The organism is Streptomyces canus (assembly GCF_030816965.1).
Lineage (GTDB): Bacteria > Actinomycetota > Actinomycetes > Streptomycetales > Streptomycetaceae > Streptomyces > Streptomyces canus_E.
This window is the reverse complement of record NZ_JAUSYQ010000002.1, coordinates 9314175-9333358: the sequence shown is the minus strand read 5'-3', so window position 1 is coordinate 9333358 and position 19184 is coordinate 9314175. Positions and strand designations below refer to the sequence as shown.

19 protein-coding genes are annotated in these 19184 nt (G+C 70.4%); 9 read left to right on the top strand and 10 right to left on the bottom strand.

From position 1 onward, the window contains the following. Positions 1–134: 134 nt before the first annotated feature. Genes QF027_RS43565 through QF027_RS43555 form a run of 3 tightly spaced genes read right to left on the bottom strand, consistent with a single transcriptional unit; the run spans position 135 to position 3501 of the window. Positions 135–884: a succinate dehydrogenase/fumarate reductase iron-sulfur subunit gene (locus QF027_RS43565; protein ID WP_306973341.1), complete on the bottom strand. Its 750-nt coding sequence runs from the start codon at positions 882–884 to the stop codon at positions 135–137. Continuing rightward, positions 881–2827, bottom strand: coding sequence for a fumarate reductase/succinate dehydrogenase flavoprotein subunit (locus QF027_RS43560; protein ID WP_307080969.1), 1947 nt, complete (start codon positions 2825–2827; stop codon positions 881–883). The genes QF027_RS43565 and QF027_RS43560 overlap by 4 nt, the downstream gene beginning before the upstream one ends. A 2-nt stretch (positions 2828–2829) precedes the next feature. Continuing rightward, the gene (locus tag QF027_RS43555; RefSeq protein ID WP_307082703.1) at positions 2830–3501 is read right to left on the bottom strand and encodes a succinate dehydrogenase; all 672 of its coding nucleotides are present in this window, start codon (positions 3499–3501) and stop codon (positions 2830–2832) included. A 119-nt stretch (positions 3502–3620) separates the two neighbouring features. Between QF027_RS43555 and QF027_RS43550 the strand changes: the two genes are divergently transcribed. Further along, positions 3621–4508, top strand: coding sequence for a LysR family transcriptional regulator (locus tag QF027_RS43550; RefSeq protein ID WP_306973343.1), 888 nt, complete (start codon positions 3621–3623; stop codon positions 4506–4508). A 680-nt stretch (positions 4509–5188) separates the two neighbouring features. On the opposite strand, the gene QF027_RS43545 is transcribed toward QF027_RS43550, so the two are convergent. From QF027_RS43545 to QF027_RS43535, 3 genes are all read right to left on the bottom strand, one after another. Next, complete coding sequence (locus QF027_RS43545; protein WP_306973344.1) at positions 5189–7324, bottom strand: putative bifunctional diguanylate cyclase/phosphodiesterase; 2136 nt, start codon at positions 7322–7324, stop codon at positions 5189–5191. Continuing rightward, positions 7321–8142: an SAM-dependent methyltransferase gene (locus QF027_RS43540; protein ID WP_307080968.1), complete on the bottom strand. Its 822-nt coding sequence runs from the start codon at positions 8140–8142 to the stop codon at positions 7321–7323. Before QF027_RS43540 ends, QF027_RS43545 begins: the two co-directional genes overlap by 4 nt. 284 nt (positions 8143–8426) lie before the next feature. Then, positions 8427–9392, bottom strand: a complete 966-nt coding sequence (locus QF027_RS43535; protein ID WP_306973346.1) for an SCO0930 family lipoprotein — start codon at positions 9390–9392, stop codon at positions 8427–8429. Positions 9393–10178: 786 nt separating this feature from the next. On the opposite strand from QF027_RS43535, the gene QF027_RS43530 reads away from it, so the two are divergent. From QF027_RS43530 to QF027_RS43520, 3 genes are all read left to right on the top strand, one after another. Beyond that, positions 10179–10310 (top strand): hypothetical protein, encoded by a 132-nt coding sequence (locus tag QF027_RS43530; protein ID WP_306973347.1) that lies wholly within the window; start codon positions 10179–10181, stop codon positions 10308–10310. A gap of 21 nt (positions 10311–10331) precedes the next feature. Next, on the top strand, positions 10332–11096 hold the full coding sequence (locus QF027_RS43525; RefSeq protein ID WP_307080966.1) for a bestrophin-like domain: 765 nt from the start codon (positions 10332–10334) through the stop codon (positions 11094–11096). A 205-nt stretch (positions 11097–11301) separates the two neighbouring features. Further along, positions 11302–11838, top strand: coding sequence for a hypothetical protein (locus QF027_RS43520; RefSeq protein ID WP_307080964.1), 537 nt, complete (start codon positions 11302–11304; stop codon positions 11836–11838). A gap of 103 nt (positions 11839–11941) precedes the next feature. Here the strand turns inward: QF027_RS43520 and QF027_RS43515 are convergent, their stop codons facing one another. Continuing rightward, positions 11942–12433, bottom strand: a complete 492-nt coding sequence (locus QF027_RS43515) for a hypothetical protein (protein ID WP_306973350.1) — start codon at positions 12431–12433, stop codon at positions 11942–11944. 333 nt (positions 12434–12766) lie between these two features. Here QF027_RS43515 and QF027_RS43510 point away from each other — a divergent pair, with 333 nt between their 5' ends. Further along, positions 12767–13438 carry a class F sortase gene (locus QF027_RS43510; RefSeq protein ID WP_306973351.1) on the top strand — a complete coding sequence of 224 codons (672 nt, stop codon included), beginning with the start codon at positions 12767–12769 and terminating at the stop codon, positions 13436–13438. A 30-nt stretch (positions 13439–13468) separates the two neighbouring features. On the opposite strand, the gene QF027_RS43505 is transcribed toward QF027_RS43510, so the two are convergent. Continuing rightward, a complete protein-coding gene (locus tag QF027_RS43505; protein ID WP_306973352.1) occupies positions 13469–14335 on the bottom strand; it encodes a polysaccharide deacetylase family protein in 867 nt (288 codons plus the stop codon). A 317-nt stretch (positions 14336–14652) separates the two neighbouring features. Here QF027_RS43505 and QF027_RS43500 point away from each other — a divergent pair, with 317 nt between their 5' ends. Beyond that, positions 14653–15114: a universal stress protein gene (locus tag QF027_RS43500; protein WP_057617986.1), complete on the top strand. Its 462-nt coding sequence runs from the start codon at positions 14653–14655 to the stop codon at positions 15112–15114. A gap of 48 nt (positions 15115–15162) precedes the next feature. On the opposite strand, the gene QF027_RS43495 is transcribed toward QF027_RS43500, so the two are convergent. Next, positions 15163–16008, bottom strand: coding sequence for an alpha/beta fold hydrolase (locus QF027_RS43495; protein ID WP_306973353.1), 846 nt, complete (start codon positions 16006–16008; stop codon positions 15163–15165). Positions 16009–16080: 72 nt separating this feature from the next. On the opposite strand from QF027_RS43495, the gene QF027_RS43490 reads away from it, so the two are divergent. Beyond that, entirely contained in the window at positions 16081–16554 is a 474-nt protein-coding gene (locus tag QF027_RS43490) for a MarR family winged helix-turn-helix transcriptional regulator (RefSeq protein WP_306973354.1), read from the top strand. Between the two features lies 1 nt (position 16555). On the opposite strand, the gene QF027_RS43485 is transcribed toward QF027_RS43490, so the two are convergent. Further along, positions 16556–17704, bottom strand: coding sequence for a CapA family protein (locus QF027_RS43485; RefSeq protein WP_307080962.1), 1149 nt, complete (start codon positions 17702–17704; stop codon positions 16556–16558). 221 nt (positions 17705–17925) lie between these two features. On the opposite strand from QF027_RS43485, the gene QF027_RS43480 reads away from it, so the two are divergent. Together QF027_RS43480 and QF027_RS43475 are read left to right on the top strand one after the other, a co-directional pair. After that, positions 17926–18471, top strand: coding sequence for a sigma-70 family RNA polymerase sigma factor (locus QF027_RS43480; RefSeq protein ID WP_266511400.1), 546 nt, complete (start codon positions 17926–17928; stop codon positions 18469–18471). Positions 18472–18606: 135 nt separating this feature from the next. Then, entirely contained in the window at positions 18607–19122 is a 516-nt protein-coding gene (locus QF027_RS43475; protein WP_307080960.1) for a hypothetical protein, read from the top strand. The last annotated feature ends 62 nt before the right edge of the window (positions 19123–19184 follow it).

The following is a 19184-nucleotide window of genomic DNA, read 5'->3' as shown; positions in this document are numbered from 1 at the left end:
GCCGGGGCAAGGCAACCCCGGGGCGGGGGCTACCGCGCACTGATCGACACGGCCCTCTCCAAGTGACCTTGGCGGGGCCGGACCAGAACACCACGTCCGGCCCCGCCCGTCCGCACCTTGTCGGCGAACGGCTCTCAGCGCCTGGCGACCTTCCGTGTCGCGCGCAGCCATTCCTTGTTCATGCTGGTGATGGAGACCAGCGGAATACCCTTGGGACAGGCCGTCGCGCACTCACCCGTCAGCGTGCACCCGCCGAAGCCCTCCTCGTCCATCTGCTCCACCATGTCGATCACCCGGGTCTCCCGCTCCGGAGCCCCCTGCGGCAGCACGTTCAGGTGATTCACCTTGGCCGAGGTGAACAACATCGCCGCCCCGTTGGGGCAGGCGGCGACACACGCCCCGCACCCGATGCACTCGGCGTGCTCGAAGGCGAGGTCGGCATCGGGCTTGGGGACCGGCGTCGCATGGGCCTCGGGTGCCGCACCCGTGGGCGCCGTGATGTATCCCCCGGCCTGGATGATCCGGTCCAAGGCCGACCGGTCCACGACCAGGTCCTTGATCACCGGGAACGCGGACGCCCGCCACGGCTCGACGTCGATCGTGTCGCCGTCCGAGAAGGACCGCATGTGCAGCTGACAGGTGGTCGTCCGCTCGGGCCCGTGGGCGTCGCCGTTGATGACGAGCGAGCACGCGCCGCAGATGCCCTCGCGACAGTCGTGGTCGAAGGCCACCGGATCCTCACCGCGCAGGATGAGCTCCTCGTTGAGGGTGTCCAGCATTTCCAGGAAGGACATGTCGGACGAGATGCCGTCGACCTCGTACGTGGACATCGCGCCGTCGGCGTCGGCGTTCTTCTGTCGCCAGACGCGCAGGGTGAGCTTCATGCGTAGCTCCGCTGAGTGGGGTGGACGTACTCGAAGACCAGGTCTTCCTTGTGCAGGACGGGAGCCTCGCCGGTGCCGGTGAACTCCCAGGCCGCCGCGTAGGCGAACTCGTCGTCCCGGCGGGCGGCTTCGCCGTCGGGCGTCTGTGACTCCTCGCGGAAGTGACCGCCGCAGGACTCGGCGCGGTGCAGTGCGTCGAGGCACATCAGCTCGGCGAGCTCCAGATAGTCGACGACCCGATTCGCCTTCTCCAGCGACTGGTTGAACTCCTCGCCGGTGCCCGGGACCTTGATCCGCCGCCAGAACTCCTCACGGATCTGCGGGATGCGCTCCAGCGCCTTGCGCAGACCGGCGTCGGTGCGAGCCATCCCGCAGAACTCCCACATGAGTTCGCCGACCTCGCGGTGGAAGGAGTCCGGCGTGCGGTCGCCGTCGACGGCGAGGAGCAGGTTGATCCGGTCCTCGGTCTCCGCCAACACCTCCTGCACGGCGGGGTGTTCGCCGGTCACCGCGTCCTGGTGCGGGTTGCGGGCGAGGTAGTCGTTGATGGTGGCCGGCAGCACGAAGTAGCCGTCGGCCAGGCCCTGCATCAGCGCAGAGGCGCCGAGGCGGTTGGCTCCGTGGTCGGAGAAGTTGGCCTCGCCGATCGCGAACAGGCCGGGGATCGTGGTCTGGAGGTCGTAGTCGACCCACAGGCCACCCATCGTGTAGTGCACGGCGGGGTAGATGCGCATCGGCACCTCGTACGGATCCTCGTCGGTGATCCGCTGGTACATGTCGAAGAGGTTGCCGTACTTCGCCTCCACGGCCCCCCGGCCGATGCGCTGGATGGCGTCGGCGAAGTCGAGGTACACGCCCTGTCCGCCCGGCCCCACTCCCCTGCCCTCGTCGCAGACGTTCTTCGCGGCGCGGGAGGCGATGTCGCGCGGGACCAGGTTGCCGAAGGACGGGTAGATGCGCTCCAGGTAGTAGTCGCGCTCGTCCTCGGGGATCCGGTTCGGCGGACGGGTGTCGCCCTTTGCCTTCGGCACCCAGATCCGGCCGTCGTTGCGCAGCGACTCGCTCATCAGCGTGAGCTTGGACTGGTGGTCGCCGGTGCGCGGGATGCAGGTCGGATGGATCTGGGTGAAGCAGGGGTTGGCGAAGTGGGCGCCGCGGCGGTGGGCCCGCCAGATGGCCGTCGCGTTGGAGTTCATGGCGTTCGTCGACAGGTAGAAGACGTTGCCGTAGCCGCCGGAGGCCAGTACCACCGCGTCCGCGAAGTACGTGTCGATGCGACCGGTGACGAGGTCGCGGGCCACGATCCCGCGTGCCCGTCCGTCGACGACGATCAGGTCGAGCATCTCGGTGCGCGGGTGCATCTCGACGTTCCCGGCCGCGATCTGCCGCGACAGCGCCTGATACGCACCCAGCAGGAGCTGCTGACCCGTCTGGCCGCGGGCGTAGAACGTCCGGGAGACCTGCACCCCGCCGAAGGAGCGGGTGTCGAGCAGACCGCCGTACTCCCGCGCGAAGGGCACGCCCTGCGCCACGCACTGGTCGATGATCTCCACCGAGATCTGCGCCAGGCGGTGGACGTTGGACTCGCGCGCCCTGAAGTCGCCGCCCTTGACGGTGTCGTAGAAGAGGCGGTGGATCGAGTCGCCGTCGTTGCGGTAGTTCTTGGCCGCGTTGATGCCGCCCTGAGCGGCGATGGAGTGGGCGCGGCGCGGGGAGTCCTGGTAGCAGAACTGGACGACGTGATAGCCCTGTTCGGCGAGGGTCGCGCCCGCGGAGCCGCCCGCGAGGCCGGTACCGACGACGATCACCGTGTGCTTGCGGCGGTTGGCGGGGTTGACCAGCTTGGCCTCGAAACGGCGCTTGTCCCAGCGCTCGGCCACCGGACCTGCCGGAGCCTTGGTGTCGACGACCGGTTCGCCGGTCGCGTAGTCGGTGTACGTCATGTTCAGCTCACCACTCCGGTCATGACACCCACGGGCACGGCGATGAAGCCGGCCGTGAGCAGCAGTGCGAGGACATCGGCGACGGCCTTGAGGGCACGGTCGCGGGTGCGGCTGCCCACGCCGAGGGTCTGGGCGGCGCTCCAGAAGCCGTGCCGGACGTGCAGGCCGAGGGCGAGCATCGCGACGATGTAGATGACGTTGCCGTACCAGGTGGAGAAGGTGTCCACGACGTTCTGGTACGGGTGGCCCTCCTGGAAGCCGCCGGAGTGCACGGTGCCGGTCGTCAGGTCGAGGACGTGCCACACGATGAACAGGCCGAGGATGATCCCGCCCCAGCGCATGGTGCGCGTCGCGTAGCTCGCCCGCGGCTTCTTGTGGACGTACTTGCTGGGCCGGGCACGGATGTCACGGCGGCTGAGCTGGTACGCCGAGACGGCGTGCGCGACGACGGCGATCACCAGCACGATCCGGATGAGCCAGAGCGTCCACTCGTAGTGCATGAACGGTTCGCCGACCGTGCGCAGCCAGTGCGCGTAGTGGTTGAACTCGCCCGTCCCGAAGAAGATCTTCAGGTTGCCGATCATGTGGACGACCAGGTACAGCAGCATGATCAGGCCGCTGACGGCCATCACGGTCTTCTTGCCGACGGAGCTGTCCCACACGGTGCGTGCCATGGACGGCCGTCGGTCCGTCCGCGTTGCCAGAGCCATGGTCAAGACGCTAGAGCCGAACGACCCGATCGGTCCAAGACATGGTCCGGCTTGATTCCATAGGGACCGGCTATCGTACGAGGATGCAGTTCCAGCAGCTCCAGTACTTCGTGGCGGTCGCCGAGACCCGGCACTTCACCCGCGCCGCCGATCTCGTCCATGTGGCGCAGCCGTCCCTGTCCCAGCAGATCAAGGCCCTTGAGCGGGAGCTCGGGGCCGATCTGTTCCTGCGGGCGCGCGGCAACATCACCCTCACCGACGCGGGCGAGGCCCTGCTGCCGCTGGCCCGCCGCATCCTGGCCGACGCGGACACGGCCCGGCACGAGGTGCAGGAGCTGGTGCAGCTGCGCAGCGGCCGGGTCCGGCTCGGCGCGACCCCGAGCCTGTGCACCGGCCTGCTGCCGGACGTGCTGCGCGCCTTCCACGACCGCTATCCCGGCATCCGGCTGATGATCGAGGAGGGCGGCTCCCACGATCTTGTACGGCTGCTCGCGCGCGGCGCCCTCGACCTGGCCCTGGTGGTCTCCCCGTTGCCGTCGCCGTCCCCGGCGCTGACGACGGTCGAGCTGCTGCGCGAGGACCTGGTCGTCGTGTCCTCGCCGGAGGCGCCGGCCCCCGGTGGCCCGGGCCGCCGTACCGTGCGCGTCGCCGACCTGGAGAGCGAGCCCCTGGTGATGTTCCGGCACGGCTACGACCTGCGCGAACTGACCGTGGCCGCGTGCCGTGCCGAGGGCTTCGAGCCGGACTTCGCGGTGGAGGGCGGGGAGATGGACGCGGTGCTGGGCTTCGTTCGGTCGGGCCTGGGGGTGGCCGTCGTACCGCGCATGGTCGCCACCCGCTCGGGCCGGGGGCTGCGGGTCACCCCGCTCGCCCGTCCCGGCCTGCACCGGACGATCGCGCTGGCCCACCGCAGCGACGTGGCTCCGCCGCGGGCGGCACGGGAGTTGCAGCGGATGCTCCTGGAGCGCTGAGCGGTCGTAGCAGGGGTCTTCTTGCACGGGGCGGGCGGATGGCGCGGCGGATCGTCGTGTCGGGCGCGGCGCTGATGGTGCCCGCGGGGTGCCCGGGCACCACCGCGTCCGGCGGATCGCGGAGCTCCGGGCCGACACCGGCCCCCGCTTCGCTGCCGGTCTCGGGCCCGTGGCGCGCGTGGACGACGTCCGTCTCCGCCCACGACGTCCGCGGCTCCTGCGACGCGACGGCGCACCGGCTCAGGCGGGATCGTCCGCCGGTCACGGGCCACCGGCAAGGCCACCTGGACGGTCCCCGCCCGGCGGATCGACGACGTCCGTCTCCGCCCACGACGCCCGCGGCTCCTGCGACGCGACGGCGCACCGGCCCAGGCGGGATCGTCCGCCGGTCACAGGCCACCGGCAAGGCCACCTGGACGGTCCCCGCCCGGCGGATCGACGACGTCCGTCTCCGCCCACGACGCCCGCGGCTCCTGCGACGCGACGGCGCACCGGCTCAGGCGGGATCGTCGGCCGGTCACGGGCAACAAGGTGAGCTGGACGGTCCTCGCGCCGGGCCGGCGCGTACCCCGTGGCGGTCGCGCCGGGCGCGGACGCGGGCCATCGTGGTCACCAGCCACACCTACGGGTCCGCGCGCTCACTCCCGCTGCCCTGAGCCGGTCGGCGGCGGGAGGTCCGCTCAGCCCGTCGCGTCCACCAGCGCCAGCTCGTGCAGCCGCTCCGGCGGGCCCGGGCGGGCGTAGTACCAGCCCTGGGCTGTGTCGCAGCCCAGTATCCGCAACTGCTCGGCCTGCGCCCCGGTTTCGACCCCCTCGACCGTCACCGCGAGGTTCAGGCCGTGGGCGAGCGAAACGATGCCCTCGACGATCTTGAGGTCGACGGGATCGGCGGGGAACTGCTGCATGCTCTGGGTGAAGGAACGGTCCAGCTTCAGGACGCTGACCGGGAGGCGGCGAAGGTTCGCCAGGTTCGAGTAGCCGGTGCCGAAGTCGTCCAGGGCGATGTCGACGCCCATCTCGGCGAGCCGGCGCAGCGGCTTGAGGAGGTCGTCGTCGGCGCCGATGAGGGCCGACTCCGTGACTTCGAGGCACAGGGCGTCCGGCTCGACGCCGGTGCGCTCCAGGATGTCGACGGTGTCCTGGACCAGGCCGGGGTGGGTGAGTTGGCACGGCGAGAGGTTGACGTTGATCCTCAGGGGACCGTTCTGCCCGTACCGTTCTCGCCATTCACGGGCCTGCCGTACCGACTGCTCCAGGACCCAGCGGCCGAGCGGCACGATCAGCCCGGTGTGCTCGGCGAGCGGGATGAACCGGTCCGGGCCGAGCACCCCGTGCTGCGGATGCAGCCAGCGCACCAGCGCCTCGGCGCCCCGCACACTGCCGTCGCCGAGGTGGACCAGCGGCTGGTACTCGATGAAGAACTCGCCGCGGTCCAGGGCCGCGGGCAGCGCCGTGGTCAGCCCGTGCCGGGTGATGGCGCGGGCGTCGGCCTCCGGGTCGGCCAGCTCGAAGCGGTTGCCGCCCGCCGACTTGGCCCGGTACATGGTGATGTCGGCGCTGCGCAGTACCTCCGCAGGACCCCGCTCGCCCGTGGGGCCCTCGACGATGCCGATACTGCCGCGCACGGTCAGCTCGCGGCCGTCGATACGGACCGGGGCGAGCAGCACGTTCATGATGCGCGCCGCGAGGTCGTCGACCTCGCTCTCGGTGTCGGGGCCGGTGGTCAGCGCCACGAACTCGTCACCGCCGAGCCGGGCCACCATCTCGCCCGGCGCGGTGGCACACGACTGGAGCCGGTCGGCGACCTCGACGAGCAGCCGGTCGCCGGCCGCGTGGCCGAGGCTGTCGTTGATGGTCTTGAAGCCGTCTAGGTCGAGGTAACACAGCCCGAACCGCTGGCCCTCGCCCGCGTTCAGCGCCTTTTCCAGGCGCTCGAAGAACAGCGTGCGGTTGGGCAGTCCGGTGAGCGCGTCGTGCGTGGCCTCGTAACGCAGCCTGAGGTTGAGCAGCCGGCGCTCGGTGGTGTCCTCCATGAGGGCGAGCTGGTACTGCGGGACCCCGTCGGCGTCGCGCAGCAGGGAGACCGTCAGGTTGGTCCACAGGACCGTTCCGTCCGGGCGGGAGAAGGCCTTTTCGAGGTGGTAGTGCTCGCGCTCACCGCGGACGAGTTCGTCGTAGAGCGTCCAGGTCTGCGGGGCGTCCTCCGGGTGGGTCCACTCCTGGACCCTGCGGCCGCGCATCGTCTGGTCGGTGATGCCGAACATGCGCAGCAACGCACCGTTGACCTGGAGGACGTTGCCGTCCAGGTCGGCGATGCCGATTCCTATGGCCGCGCCCTCGAACACCGCGCGGAACCGGGCTTCCGTCGCGTGCAGCGCCTGCGCCACCACGCCCTGCGCCTCGAGGGCGGCCTGCGCGATGGCCTCCTGCTCGGCCAGCGTCCGCTCCCGCAGCGCGTGCGCGAACCCGGCGGCCATGGCGTGCTGGAGGCGTGCGGAGCGCGACCTCAGATCCTCGCGGTCGCCGTCGCCGCCGCAGTAGAGCACCAGATAGGCGTCGACACAGTCCAGGGAGCGGGTCAGCGCTTCCGGATCCGTGCAGTGCGCGTCGACGAGCGCGGCTCCGACCGCCCGGCCCTCGTCGGTGTCGACGACCCTGGCCGCGAGCGCCTCGCTCAACCGGCGGGCCAGCGGCAGCAGTTGTTCCTCGAACTCCGGCCGGGTCGCGGACGTCGACGTCACCGGGAACACGGCCCGGCTCCAGATCGTCGCGAACCGGCGCAGTCTGTCCTCCGGCCCGTCCGGCTCGGCGATCACGCCGTACGCCCCACGCCGGCGAACCCGGAGAAGGCCCACGGATCCTCGTCGTCGGGGTTCCAGGTCGCCGACTCGGGCCGCCACCGCGGCGGCGACACCAGTCCCGGTTCCACCATGTCGTACCCCTCGAAGAACCGCGCGATCTCCTCGCGCGAGCGCATGATCAGCGGGTTGCGAATGTCCTTGTACACGTCCACCGCGCCCTCGGTCCGCTCCTGCGGAAGCGGGATTCCCTCGTACGACGCGTGCGTGAGCACCAGCAGGCTGCCGGGCGCGAGTGCGTCGCGCAGCTCCGCCACCGCTCCGTAGGGGTCGTCCGCGTCTTCCACGAAGTGCAGTATGGCAACGAGAAGCAGTGCCACCGGCCGGTTCAGGTCGATCAGGCGCTGAACCTCGGGACTGCCGAGGATCTCCCGGGGCTTGCGAAGGTCGGCGGCGACGACTCCCGCGTCCGCGTTTCCCTCCAGGACCGCCTGGCTGTGCGCGACGGCCACCGGGTCGTGGTCGACGTAGACGACACGGGCGCCGGGGCGGGCGCTCTGGGCGACCTCGTGGACGTTGCCGAAGGTCGGGATGCCGGAGCCGATGTCCAGGAACTGGGTGATGCCCTCGTCGGCGGCGAATTGCACCGCCCGCCGCAGGAAGGCCCGGTTCGCCTGCATGGTCTTCGGCAGCCCCGGTGCGAACTCCATGACCCTGCGGGCCGCCTCCCGGTCGGCCTCGAAGTTGTGCGAACCGCCCAGGTAGAAGTCGTAGATACGCGAGACACTCGGCACCGAGATGTCGATGCTCCGGGGAGCCCAGGCGGGACGCTCCATGTATCTCTCCAAGGCGTAGACGATCCGGTGTTCGAGCTGAGGCTACTGATCGACCGCCAACGGAGCGAGTGGAAACGGAAATTGACCGTCCGTTCCCGGTCACTGCCTGCGGCACGTGCCGCTGCGGGACGGCGTGGATTCCCTACGAAAAGTAGGCGCCGCACTCCGGAGAGTTCCGGAGCGGGCGCCGACTCGCGGTGAGTTGGGGGGAATGACGGCAAAACCGGTCCGCCCCCTCCGTGCGGCGCGGAGGGGGCGGACCGGTGGTTCGGGCGAGACCGCCGTCACTTGTCGGAGACGCCGACCATCTCTCCGTTGGGACGGACGGCGTACCAGGTGCCGCCGACGCCCTGGCCGTTGGTGTCGCCGGGCTGCTTGTCCGCCGCGAAGGTGTAGATGGGGGAGCAGTTGACCGTCTGCTGCTTGACGCCGTCGGAACGGGTGAAGCTCATCAGGCCCTTCTTCTGGACGTCCTTGGTGTCGTTCGCCGATACCGGCGCCACGACCGGCCACTTCTCCAGGCAGGCACCGGTGCAGTTGGAGACCGGCTCGGGCCAGGCCTTGTCCTTGGCGAAGCGGTAGACCGTCATGCCGTTCTTGTCGACGACGATCTCGCCCAGGTTGGGGTCGTTGCGCGTGGACAGTCCGGGCAGGCTGGCGACCGACGCCTTCTTGCCCGTGGGCGCCAGCGCGTACCACTTGCCGCCCACGCCCTGGCCGGTCAGATCGCCGGCCTTGGTGTCCTTCGCATAGCGGTAGGCCGGCCAGCCGCCGATGGTCAGCTGCTTGCTGCCGTCGGCCCGGGTCACCTCACCGAGCAGCGCCTTGTCGATACCGGCGCCGGCCGAGGCGTCGTTCGCGGGTACCGGCGGCCAGGCAGTTGCGCAGTCGCCGTTGCAGTTCGACTTCGGCGGCTCGGCGGTGTCCTCGTCGAAGCGGTAGAGGCTGAGACCGGCGCTGTCGGTCAGCACGTCCCCGAGCTCGGCGTTCGCGGAAACCTCGAGCTTGCCGGCCGAGGCCGACTGGGCTCCCAGGTTCCCCTGGCCACCGCCCACGGTCGAGCTGGGGCTCGGGCTGGTCCCGGTCCCGATACCGGAGCCGACACCGCCGTAACCGCCCGCCGCCGCCGTGGCACCGACGTTCTGGCTGCCCACCGACGACGTGCCGCCTTCCTGACCGCACGCCGTCGTCAGCACCAGCACCGCCGCGGCGCTTGCCACGAGTGAGGCGTTCCGCCAGGAGGTCTTCATCGTCAACTCCCCATAATTCAAAAGGGTGTTGCAGCGCCCTGCTGCGCCGCCGCACGACAATGGGTACGCACCGGAGCAGGGGTTGTGTTCAACCGTCCCGCATATTTCTTTTCGGAAGCTGTGAGCACACCCGCCTCAGACCGCACAGATGTACCCCCCACCGGACGGACGAGCGCCGGGAATTCAAACATCGGGCGGTCCTTTGCCCCTCCTTCGGACCAATCCCTTCGCGCCCGCGCGTGAGAGGGCGTGGCAGGCCTCATGATCTCCGTCGTGCATCGACCCGCATCACCCCAATCAACCTCCGCCTTACGGGTGTTGGCCCTGCTGACGTTGACGTGGGCGCTCATCGGTCCCACGGCCGGGGTGGCCGAGGCGGATGCCTGCGCGTACGCCTCTGTCGGCCCCGACGGCGCGGAGGCAGTGGCGGTCGCCGGAAGCCCCACCTGGCCCACTCTCCCGCCGTGCCCGAAGCCCGAGCCTCCACCCCCGCCCACTCCCCCTCCCACTGCGACTCCCCCACCCTCCGAGCCTCCGTGTACGCCGACCCCTGCTCCCGACCCCACGCCGACACCGACGCAGAAGCCGCCGAAGCCCAAACCGACGCCGACACCCGAGCCGCCGGCTCCCCCGCCCCCGCCCCCCGCACCGGCACCGCAACCGGCCGCACCGCGGCCGCGCCCCACAACGCCCCCCGTTCCCACCCCGTCACCGGCTCCCACCCCGACGCCGACGCCGACGCGGAAGCCACCGCCCAGGCCGGCCCCAGGCCCCTCCGCGACCCCGGTGACCTACCCGGCCCACCACCACGCGAAGGCGCCCGACCGGTCCACGCACAGCACGACCTCGCCCGTGATCTACGTCCTGCTCATCACCGCGCCCGCGGTGGTCGCCGTGGCCGCCCTGCGGCCCCGCTAGTGCCGATCCTGGAGGCATCCCTTGCCGGAATGGCTTGTTCTCGTCCTCGCGATGCTGGCCGCATGCGCCGTGGTGGTCGCCATCACGCTCATCCGCCACAAGGCGGCACCCGTGGACGAGGATCCCAGCGAGACCCCCGACGTCATCGAGTACATGACGATGTGGATCGGGGTGGTGTACGCCATCGTCCTGGGTCTGGCCATCGCGGGCGTCTGGGAGGCCCGCAGCTCCGCCCAGGACCACGTCCAGGCGGAGGCCCAGGCGCTGCACGAGATCTCGGAGCGGGTCCAGGTCTATCCGGCCGACACCCGTGACCGCATTCGGGACGATGTCAACGCCTATGCCGGACACGTCGTCACCACCGAGTGGGAGGAGATGGCCGACCACCGCCGCATGACCGGGCGCGGCACCGAACTCCTCGACCGGCTCCGCACGGACGTCACCTCCTACCAGCCGAAGACCGACTTCGAGGCCCAGGCCTACCAGCCGCTCGTCGACCAGGTGGCGGCCGTGGACCAGGCCCGCAACGCCCGCGCGAATTCGGTCGAGCCCACCATGCCCGGGGTGGTCTGGTTCGGCCTGCTGGGCGGCGGCGTCGTCACCATCGGCATGGTCTTCGCGCTGCAGATCCGGCGTACGACACGCGAGCTGATCCTGGCCGGCCTGTTCTCCGCGCTGATCGCCTTCCTGCTCTTCCTGATCTGGGACTTCGACGCCCCCTACAGCCGTGGCATCACGGCGTCCGCGGAGCCGTTCCTCGTCCTCTTCCCGGACATCAAGGGCTGACGACGCGTCCCACCCGGGCACATCGGGGATGTCCGGCGTCCGACACGCCGTCGGCGTCCCCTGAGCGGCCCACACATATGCCCCATTCGGAGCGACAGCGATCGCGCGGACGGACAGCTGTTCCTAGCGTTTCGGTCATCGAGGCGCATTTCCGACGAAGGCGGAGAGGGTCCGCAGCTGCTCCTCGGGGACCGGAGGAACCACCATGCGCGTGATACGCGTCGCCGCGGCCGCACTGCTGGGCGCGACCGCCCTGACCTTCTCCGCACCGGCCGCCGTGGCGAAGGCCGACACCAACATCACGCCCTTCGGTTTCAGCGTCCTGCCCTCGACCATCGCCGCGGGCGGACAGGTGGCGCTCCTGCTGGAACGCAACCACGACGGCTGCAGGGGCTCGGCGACCGTCACATCGGCGGTACTCGACACCGTCATCATCCCGCCGCACAAGAGTTACGCGACGGCCATCGTCGACTGGGACGCCAGACCCGGTTCGGTGTACCGAGTGACGTTCACCTGCGACGGCGTGAGCGGGTCCACGAGTGTGACCATCGCAGGCGGCCACCCGGACGGTCCGACACCGATGCCGCTCCACCCCGACCGGGGTGTGCACGCCGGTGAGGGCGGCAGCAGCATCGCCGGTTTCGACCTCAAGGAGCTCGGCATGGGCGCCGCGCTGATCACGGGGTCGGTCGGGGCGGCGTACCACTTCTCCCGTCGTGGCACCGGCGAGGACGACGCGTGACGGCTCCGCCGGGCGCGCAGACCTCCGCCCCGGTGGTTCCTCTCGGAATCCGGGGCGAAGGCCTGTGCCGCGTACGGTCGGAAATCTCCGAAGGGGGCGGAGATCAGATGTGCTTCTCGGACCGCCGGCGCATCCAGAACACCCCGCCGCCGATGACGGCGAGGGCCACGAGACCGCCGCCGATGGCCATGTCGGTCGGGGTGGCCCCGGCGGAGCTGCTGCCACCGAGGCCGCCGCGGACTCCGCCGATGACGGTGAAGGCCGTGGGGTTGATCACGGTGCCGTTGTGGCAGACGACACTGATGCTGTGCGATCCCGTGGCCGCGTTCCGGTTGACCGTGGCGCGTCCCGTCGCCAGGTTGTTGGGCCCCGTCCTCAGCCTGATCGTCCGGAACGCGTCCGAGCTCGCGGTGGCGTTGCCGGTGCAGTTGTTGACGGTGATGGTCAGCTGTCCGCCCCGGGCGATGACGCTGGGAAGGGCGACGACGTTGCTGGGGCTCAGGTTCATGCCGTCCCGCGCGACGGCCGCCGGGGCGGCGAGTCCGAGCACGGCGACCGCGGCGCCGGCGGCCGCCAGGGCACTGGTAGTACGCATGTGAATCCTCCGCGGGAGACGCCCCGGGAACGGTCCCCGGTGGATCGGCGAGAAAACGCCTCCCAGGAAGACCCTCAGATGCCGTGCGCAAGCCCGCATTTCGGCACTGGTCCGTACTGGTGAGAGGACACGCCGAACGAAAAGCGCACAATCGGATATCTCCGCAGGTCACGGACCGTCAGAAAATTCCTGCTCACGGCAACTCGGATGGCGCACCACGCGCGTCCGGGAGCCACCCGTTCGCCGCCGCCCCGTCGCTGGTTTCGCGCGCCGGACTTAGCGTTCTCGTATGCGCGAATGACGTGGCGACGGCCGCGTCGAGAGGGGAAGTCAATGTCTGCGTCCGAGCTGGCCGAGCTGGCCGAAGAGGAGGAGCGGCGGAAGAAGCGCGCTCCCTGGGGCGTGATAGCGCTTGTTCTGCTGACCGGTCTCGCGCTCATTCGGAACGGTTCGGGGGAGTTCGACGTCGGCCCGCCGCAACCCGCGTCGGCGGCCGCGGCGGACAGCCGGGTGCACGGCACCGCCTTCGGCAACGCCCCCGCTCCCCTGCCGTACGCCGCGCCCGACCGGGTCTCCATCCCGGCGATCCGGGTCGACGCGCCGATGCTGCCCGTCGGCCTGGACTCGGACGGCTGGGTCGGCGCGCCGCCGCCGGAGGACCCGAATCTGGCCGGCTGGTTCACCGGCGCGGTCTCCCCCGGCGAGAAGGGCACCGCGGTCGTCGTCGGCCATGTCGACAACAAACAGGGCCCCGCCGTGTTCTACGGACTCGGGGCCCTGAAGAAGGGAAATCGCGTCGAGATCAGGCGCAAGGACGGAAAGACGGCCGTCTTCGAGATCTACGGCGTCGAGGTATTCGAGAAGAACAATTTCCCCGGAGATCGTGTCTACGGCTCCAAGGGGACCCCCGAATTGCGGGTCATCACCTGCGGGGGCGGATTTTCCAAGCACAACGGCTACGACGGAAACGTCGTCGCCTTCGCCCGCCTGGTCGAGGTCCGCTGAGCGTTCCCCGACCCGGCGGGCGCGTTCCGGCTAGACGTACTGCCGTCGCGGGACGGTGATGTGATAGCCGGAATCGATGAGCTGCGGCAGATAGTCGCGCAGCGCCCGGACGCTCTGGGAGCGGTCGCCCCCGGCGTCGTGCGAGAGCACCACGACGCCGGGGGCGGCGCCGTTCTCCACCGTGCCGACGATGCGGCGGGTGCCCGGGGTGGTCCAGTCGAGGGTGTCGACGGTCCACGCGAGGGGTTCCATGCCGAGCTCGGCGCCGAGCTGGAAGGCGGCGCGGTTCCAGGCACCGTAGGGAGCACGGAACCATTCGGGCCGCTCGCCGTAGGCGTCCTCGATGACGTCGCAGGTGCGTTCCATCTCGGAGCGGATGCGGGAGCGGGTGAGCCGGGTGAGCAGGGGGTGGGACCAGGTGTGGTTGCCGACGACGTGCCCCTCGTCGGACATCCGGGCCAGCAGGTCCTGGTTGTCGACCGCCATCTCCCCGCACACGAAGAACATCGCCCGTACGTCGTACTCGGCCAGCGTGTCCAGGATGTGCGGGGTGTAGCGGGGGTCGGGTCCGTCGTCGAAGGTCAGCACCATGGTCCTGCCGCGTCCGGAGACCTTCAGCAACGGCTCGTGGCGCACCAGCGTCTTCCGGCGGGCGGCGTGCGGCGGGCCGTAGCCGGTCAGGGGCTGGAGGCGGTAGGCCGAGGACTTGACCGCGCGGTGGGCCGGTGGGCCGGCGGCGGGGAGCGCCGGCCCGACCGGCTCCTTGCCGGTGACCGCAGCGAGCACTCCGGCCGTGCCGGCGGCCCCGACCGCGGCGGCGCCGGCCACCAGGGCCCGACGCCGGGTGAGCACCACCGCCGTCGACGACAGCCGTGTGAGCAACTGATCCTTCGTCATGACTCATCAGTCGCCCGGCGGAGCTTAGACGCACCTCAGCAACACCGGTGCGGCGGCACGATTACACCCACCCGGCCCAGTGAAGACGTGTCCGTCGGCATGGCGGAACGTCAGGCCGACGTCGTACGAGGGCAATCGGCTTCGGCCCCGGCCTCGTCCCCTCCGGCGAGGCCGGGTGCCGAGGGCGGCGGCGGGCTTCGGTGGCGGCCCGCTCGCGGCCCGCCCCTCGGGTGCCCCATTTCGCCAGAACTTGCCCACCCATGTCGACGGGTCCCCGAATGCCGCCTGGACCTGCGGCTTCCGATAGCCTCACAGCCGTGACGGAACAGCATGCGCACCAGTTCGAGCGGGGCACGGACGGGCCCAAGGTCATCGTCGTCGGCGTGGACGGCTCCGACTCCTCGCTCCGCGCCGCGGCATACGCCGGCGGTCTGGCCCGGCGGCAGCACGCGCTGCTCGCCGTCGTGTACGTCCAGCCGGTGATCGCCTCGGGCGCCGCGCTCGGCGCGCCGGTCGCCGAGACGACCGACGAGATCGCCGAGGACCTGGTCGCCCAGATCCGGCACGCGACCGAGCAGAACAAGGGGATATTCGATGTGCGCTGGGAGTTCCACACCTTCCGTGGCGACCCCTACAGCGGGCTGACGAAGGCGGCGGACGAGCTCAAGGCCGACGCGGTCGTCGTAGGAGCCTCGGAGCAGGCCGGCCACCGGATCGTCGGTTCCGTCGCGGTGCGGCTGGTCAAGGCGGGGCGGTGGCCGGTGACCGTGGTGCCATAAGCCTGCTCGGGGTCAGGCGAGCACCTCCTCGCGCAGCCCTTTCGGGTGCTAGTACAAGCGGTCGGTGCCGGCGGGGTGTTGGAGCGAGCGCAGGAAGTCCAGCACAATCGCGTTGAACTCCTCGGGCTTCTCCAGGTTCGGGAAGTGCGAGGTGCCCTCCACCAGCACCGAGCGGCCGTTCTGAGCGGTGTCGGCGAAGCGTTCCGCGTCGGCGAGCAGGTCCGGGGAGTCGAGCGTGCCGTTGACGGTGAGGACCGGGACGTCGATCTTCGGGACCCGGGCCCAGGTGTCGGTCATGGGCACGTGCCAGTTCCGTTCGCCCGGCGTGTGCTTGGAGATGGTGTGCAGGGCCATCTCGCGCAGGTGGTCCAGGATCCGCGGGTCGGTCTCGTCGGGCTCGCGGAAGGGGCCCGCGACGGACCGCAGGAACACCTTGAGCCAGCCCTCGATGTCGCCCGAGTGCAGGGTCCGGTGGGACTCGGCCACTCTCTGTCGGGTCACCTCGTGGGTGTACTCGAAGTCGCTGACCGAGGCCCCGCTCAGGACGATCCCCCGGACCAGTTCCGGATACTCGATCGCCGTGTCACCGGCGACGGCCCCGCCCATCGAGACACCGACCAGGACCGCGGGGCCCGCGTCGAGGTGGCGCAGCAGTCCGGCGAGGTCGTCGGCCCAGCGGAAGGGCCGGGTCGCGTTGGCGGTCCAGCCGTGGCCGCGGATGTCGACGGCGATGACGCGGTGGTCGGCGGCGAGGACCGGTGTCTGGGCCTCGAAGAGGCGGTGGTCGACGTAGCCGGCGTGCAGCAGGACCACAGGGTCCCCGGTTCCGGTGTCGAGATAGGCGATGTCCCCGTCGGTGGACGCGAAAAAGCTCAGTTCCGAAGCGACTGTCATGACAACCAAGGTGTCATCTTCTGGCGACTTTGACAACCAGGCTGTCATGATGAGCCGGTGCATGATGAGCGGGTGAACGACATCGACGCCCCGCTTCCCCCCGACGAACTCGGCCACCGCGTCTCCGAGGTGTTCGACCTGATCGGCGCCCTCTACCGACGCGGCCTGCGCAAGCTCGAACAGAGCCAACAGATCGAGGGGGTCTCCGTCGGCGTGCGCTCCGTACTGGTCCTGCTGCGCCGGTACGGCGCCATGACGGTGCCTCAGATGGCCCGGCTCATGGCGCTGACCCGGCAGTTCGTGCAGCGCATGGTCAACGACGCGGTGGCGGCGGGCTGGGCGGAGGCCACACCGAACCCCGCACACCAGCGGTCCTCGCTGATCCGGATCACCGCCGAGGGCGAGGCCGTCATCGACGCGATCCTCGCCCGCGAGCACGCCCTGAACCGGCAGGTCGGCGGCGATCTGACGGACGCCGAACTGCGGGCCTGCGCGCGCGTCCTGAAGGAGATGCTGCGGACCTTCGACCATGTGGACGTGGACTGACCTACTCCCCCATCGCCAGCCCGTCCTTCGCCGCGCCCCGGCTCAGCACCACCTGGCGGATCCGGTCGCGGACGCCCTCGAGATCGGCGCCCTGCGCGATCGCCTCGTTGAGGTTCACCGCCCGGCCGGCGTCCACGTCGAACATCTGCGGCACGAACTCCGCCTTCGCGACCCGCCAGCGCTCACCCGGCCGGGCGGGCGGGACGAACGTGAAGCGGCCGAGGGTGGACTGGTTGCCGCGCGGGTCCTGCGCGCCCTCGTGGTTGGACATCTCGCCCGCGATCTGGTCGCCCATGCCGTAGACGACCCAGGTGTCGTTGACCTTCTCGTACGCCTGCGGGACATGCGCGTGGGTGCCGAGGATCAGGTCGACGTCGGGACGCCCGCCGGTGCGGGCGGCGGTCAGATCGCGCGCCAGGGCCACCTGCTGCTCATCGGGCGCGTCCTGCCATTCGGTGCCCCAGTGCAGCGATACGACGACCACGTCGGCGCCCGCCTTCCGGGCGGCACGGGCATCCGCCAGGATCTTCTTCTCGTCCATCAGGTCGACCGCCCAGGGCTGCCCCTGGGGCAGCGGGAAGCCGTTGGTGTCATAGGTGTAGGCGAGATGGGCGACCTTCGCCGACCCGGCACGCAGGACGGTGACCGTGCGCGCCTCGGCCTCGGTGCGGGCCGACCCGGCGTGCCGTACGCCCGCACGGTCCAGGGCGTCGAGGGTGCGGCGGATGCCCTCGGAGCCGTCGTCGAGGCTGTGGTTGGAGGCGGTGGAGCAGCCGTCGTAGCCGGTGGCGGCAAGTGCCTGGGCCACCTCGGGCGGTGACTTGAAGGTCGGGTAGCCGGTGTAGTCGCCGTTCGCGCCGTAGACGGTCTCCATGTGACACAGCGCCAGATCGGCGGGGGAGACGACGGATCGGATTCCGGCCAGCATCGGACGGAAGTCGTAGCCGTTCCCGCCCCCGTCGAAGCGGGCCCGGTCGATGATCGAACTGTGCGGCAGGACGTCACCGGAGGCGACGAGTGTGAAGCCGCGCGGTGCGGCGGCGGCCGGGGCCGGGCGCCCGGGTGTCTCGTGGTCGTGCGCCTGACAGGCGGCGCCCCCGGCGAGAAGGGCCGTGAGGGCCAGGGCAACCTGCCGTCTGCGTGCAATCATCAGCTCACCCCACTGTGGTCATATTTGCTGACGAATAGGTATGAGCTTGTCCGCGTCCGCAAACGGCCTGACCGCCTTCTTGACCCGTCCGGGGTGGACGGGACGCGGAAAGGACGCGGAACGGACCGTTCACCGAACCGTTCGTCGACGCGATCGACCGTCCGCCGCAGATCCTTGTGCGTGCCCTGTCCCCCGGCCTCGTGCTGAGGTGCCATACGGCCATGACGGCCGGAACCACCCTCACGAACGGGACGACCGCCGAGCACGAGCTCGCCGCACTGCAGCGGGAGCACGGCCGGCCCCTCTTCGCGCTCCTGCTCCGGCTCAGTGACGGCGACCGGCAACGCGCCGAGGACCTGGTGCAGGAGACCCTCGTGCGCGCCTGGCAGCACCCCGAGGCGCTGCGCGCCGACGCCTTCGAGTCCGTACGGCCATGGCTGCTGACCGTGGGACGCCGGCTCGCGATCGACGCGCGACGGGCCCGGCAGGCACGCCCCGCCGAGGTCGGCGACGCGGTTCTGGAGAACGCCCGGGTGTGCGCCGATCACGCCGAACGGGCGGCTGCCGCCCTCGACGTACGCGAGGCTGTGAAGACACTCACTCCGGAGCACCGTGAAGTCCTGGTGCTGGTGTATTTCCAGGGGGCGAGTGTGGCGGAGGCCGCCGAAATCCTCGGAATTCCGCCCGGTACGGTGAAGTCCCGCGCGTACTACGCGCTGCGGGCCCTGCGCCGGGTGCTTCCGGGATACGCGGCCGACCTGCGGTGAAACCAATGGGAAAGTCAAACCTCCGTAAAGCGCCTTGCTGAGGACCCCGGTTGAGTAATCGGCTGTCCTCATCCGTGTTCCGGATGGGGTCCCGGCGACGGGCGACGCGCACGCACCGGAGGAAGGCAGGAAGGGATGCTGCACAGAGGTCAAGAGAGCACGGACGGCACCGGCGGGGGCGAACTCCTCGTCCCCATGGCCTGGTTGTACGCCGAGTACATCGCCGACGAGCTGCTGCGTTCCGGCGATCTGATGCCGCCGACGTCCTTCGAGTTCCGCGCCGGGCGGGACGCGCTGGCGCTGACCGTCTTCCTCGCCGACACCGAGGGAGAACTCTCCGGCATCCAGGTCGTCTCCCAGCTGGAGAACTGGCTGTCACTGACGGCGTACGACCAGCCGTGGCAGGACTGGGTGTGTGAGCGGATGGCCGCGCTGACCGCCGCGGCGGTGGCCACCGGCGAGCCCGCGCCGGACCTCGAACTCGCGGCGGCGGCCTGGCGCTGGCTGGAGGAGACAGAGCTGCTCGCGCCCGATCTGAACGCCGTGCCGGGCGGCGGGGCGGGCGTCGGTGAGGACGAGGGGCCGAAGGTGTGGACACCGGCGTGGCAGCTCGGTCTGCCCCTCGGTCACCTCGCCATTCACCTGTTCTAGATTCCTTTCGATTCGGACCAATCCGCGGGGCCGACCGCTCCGAATCCCTTGGTCACGATTCT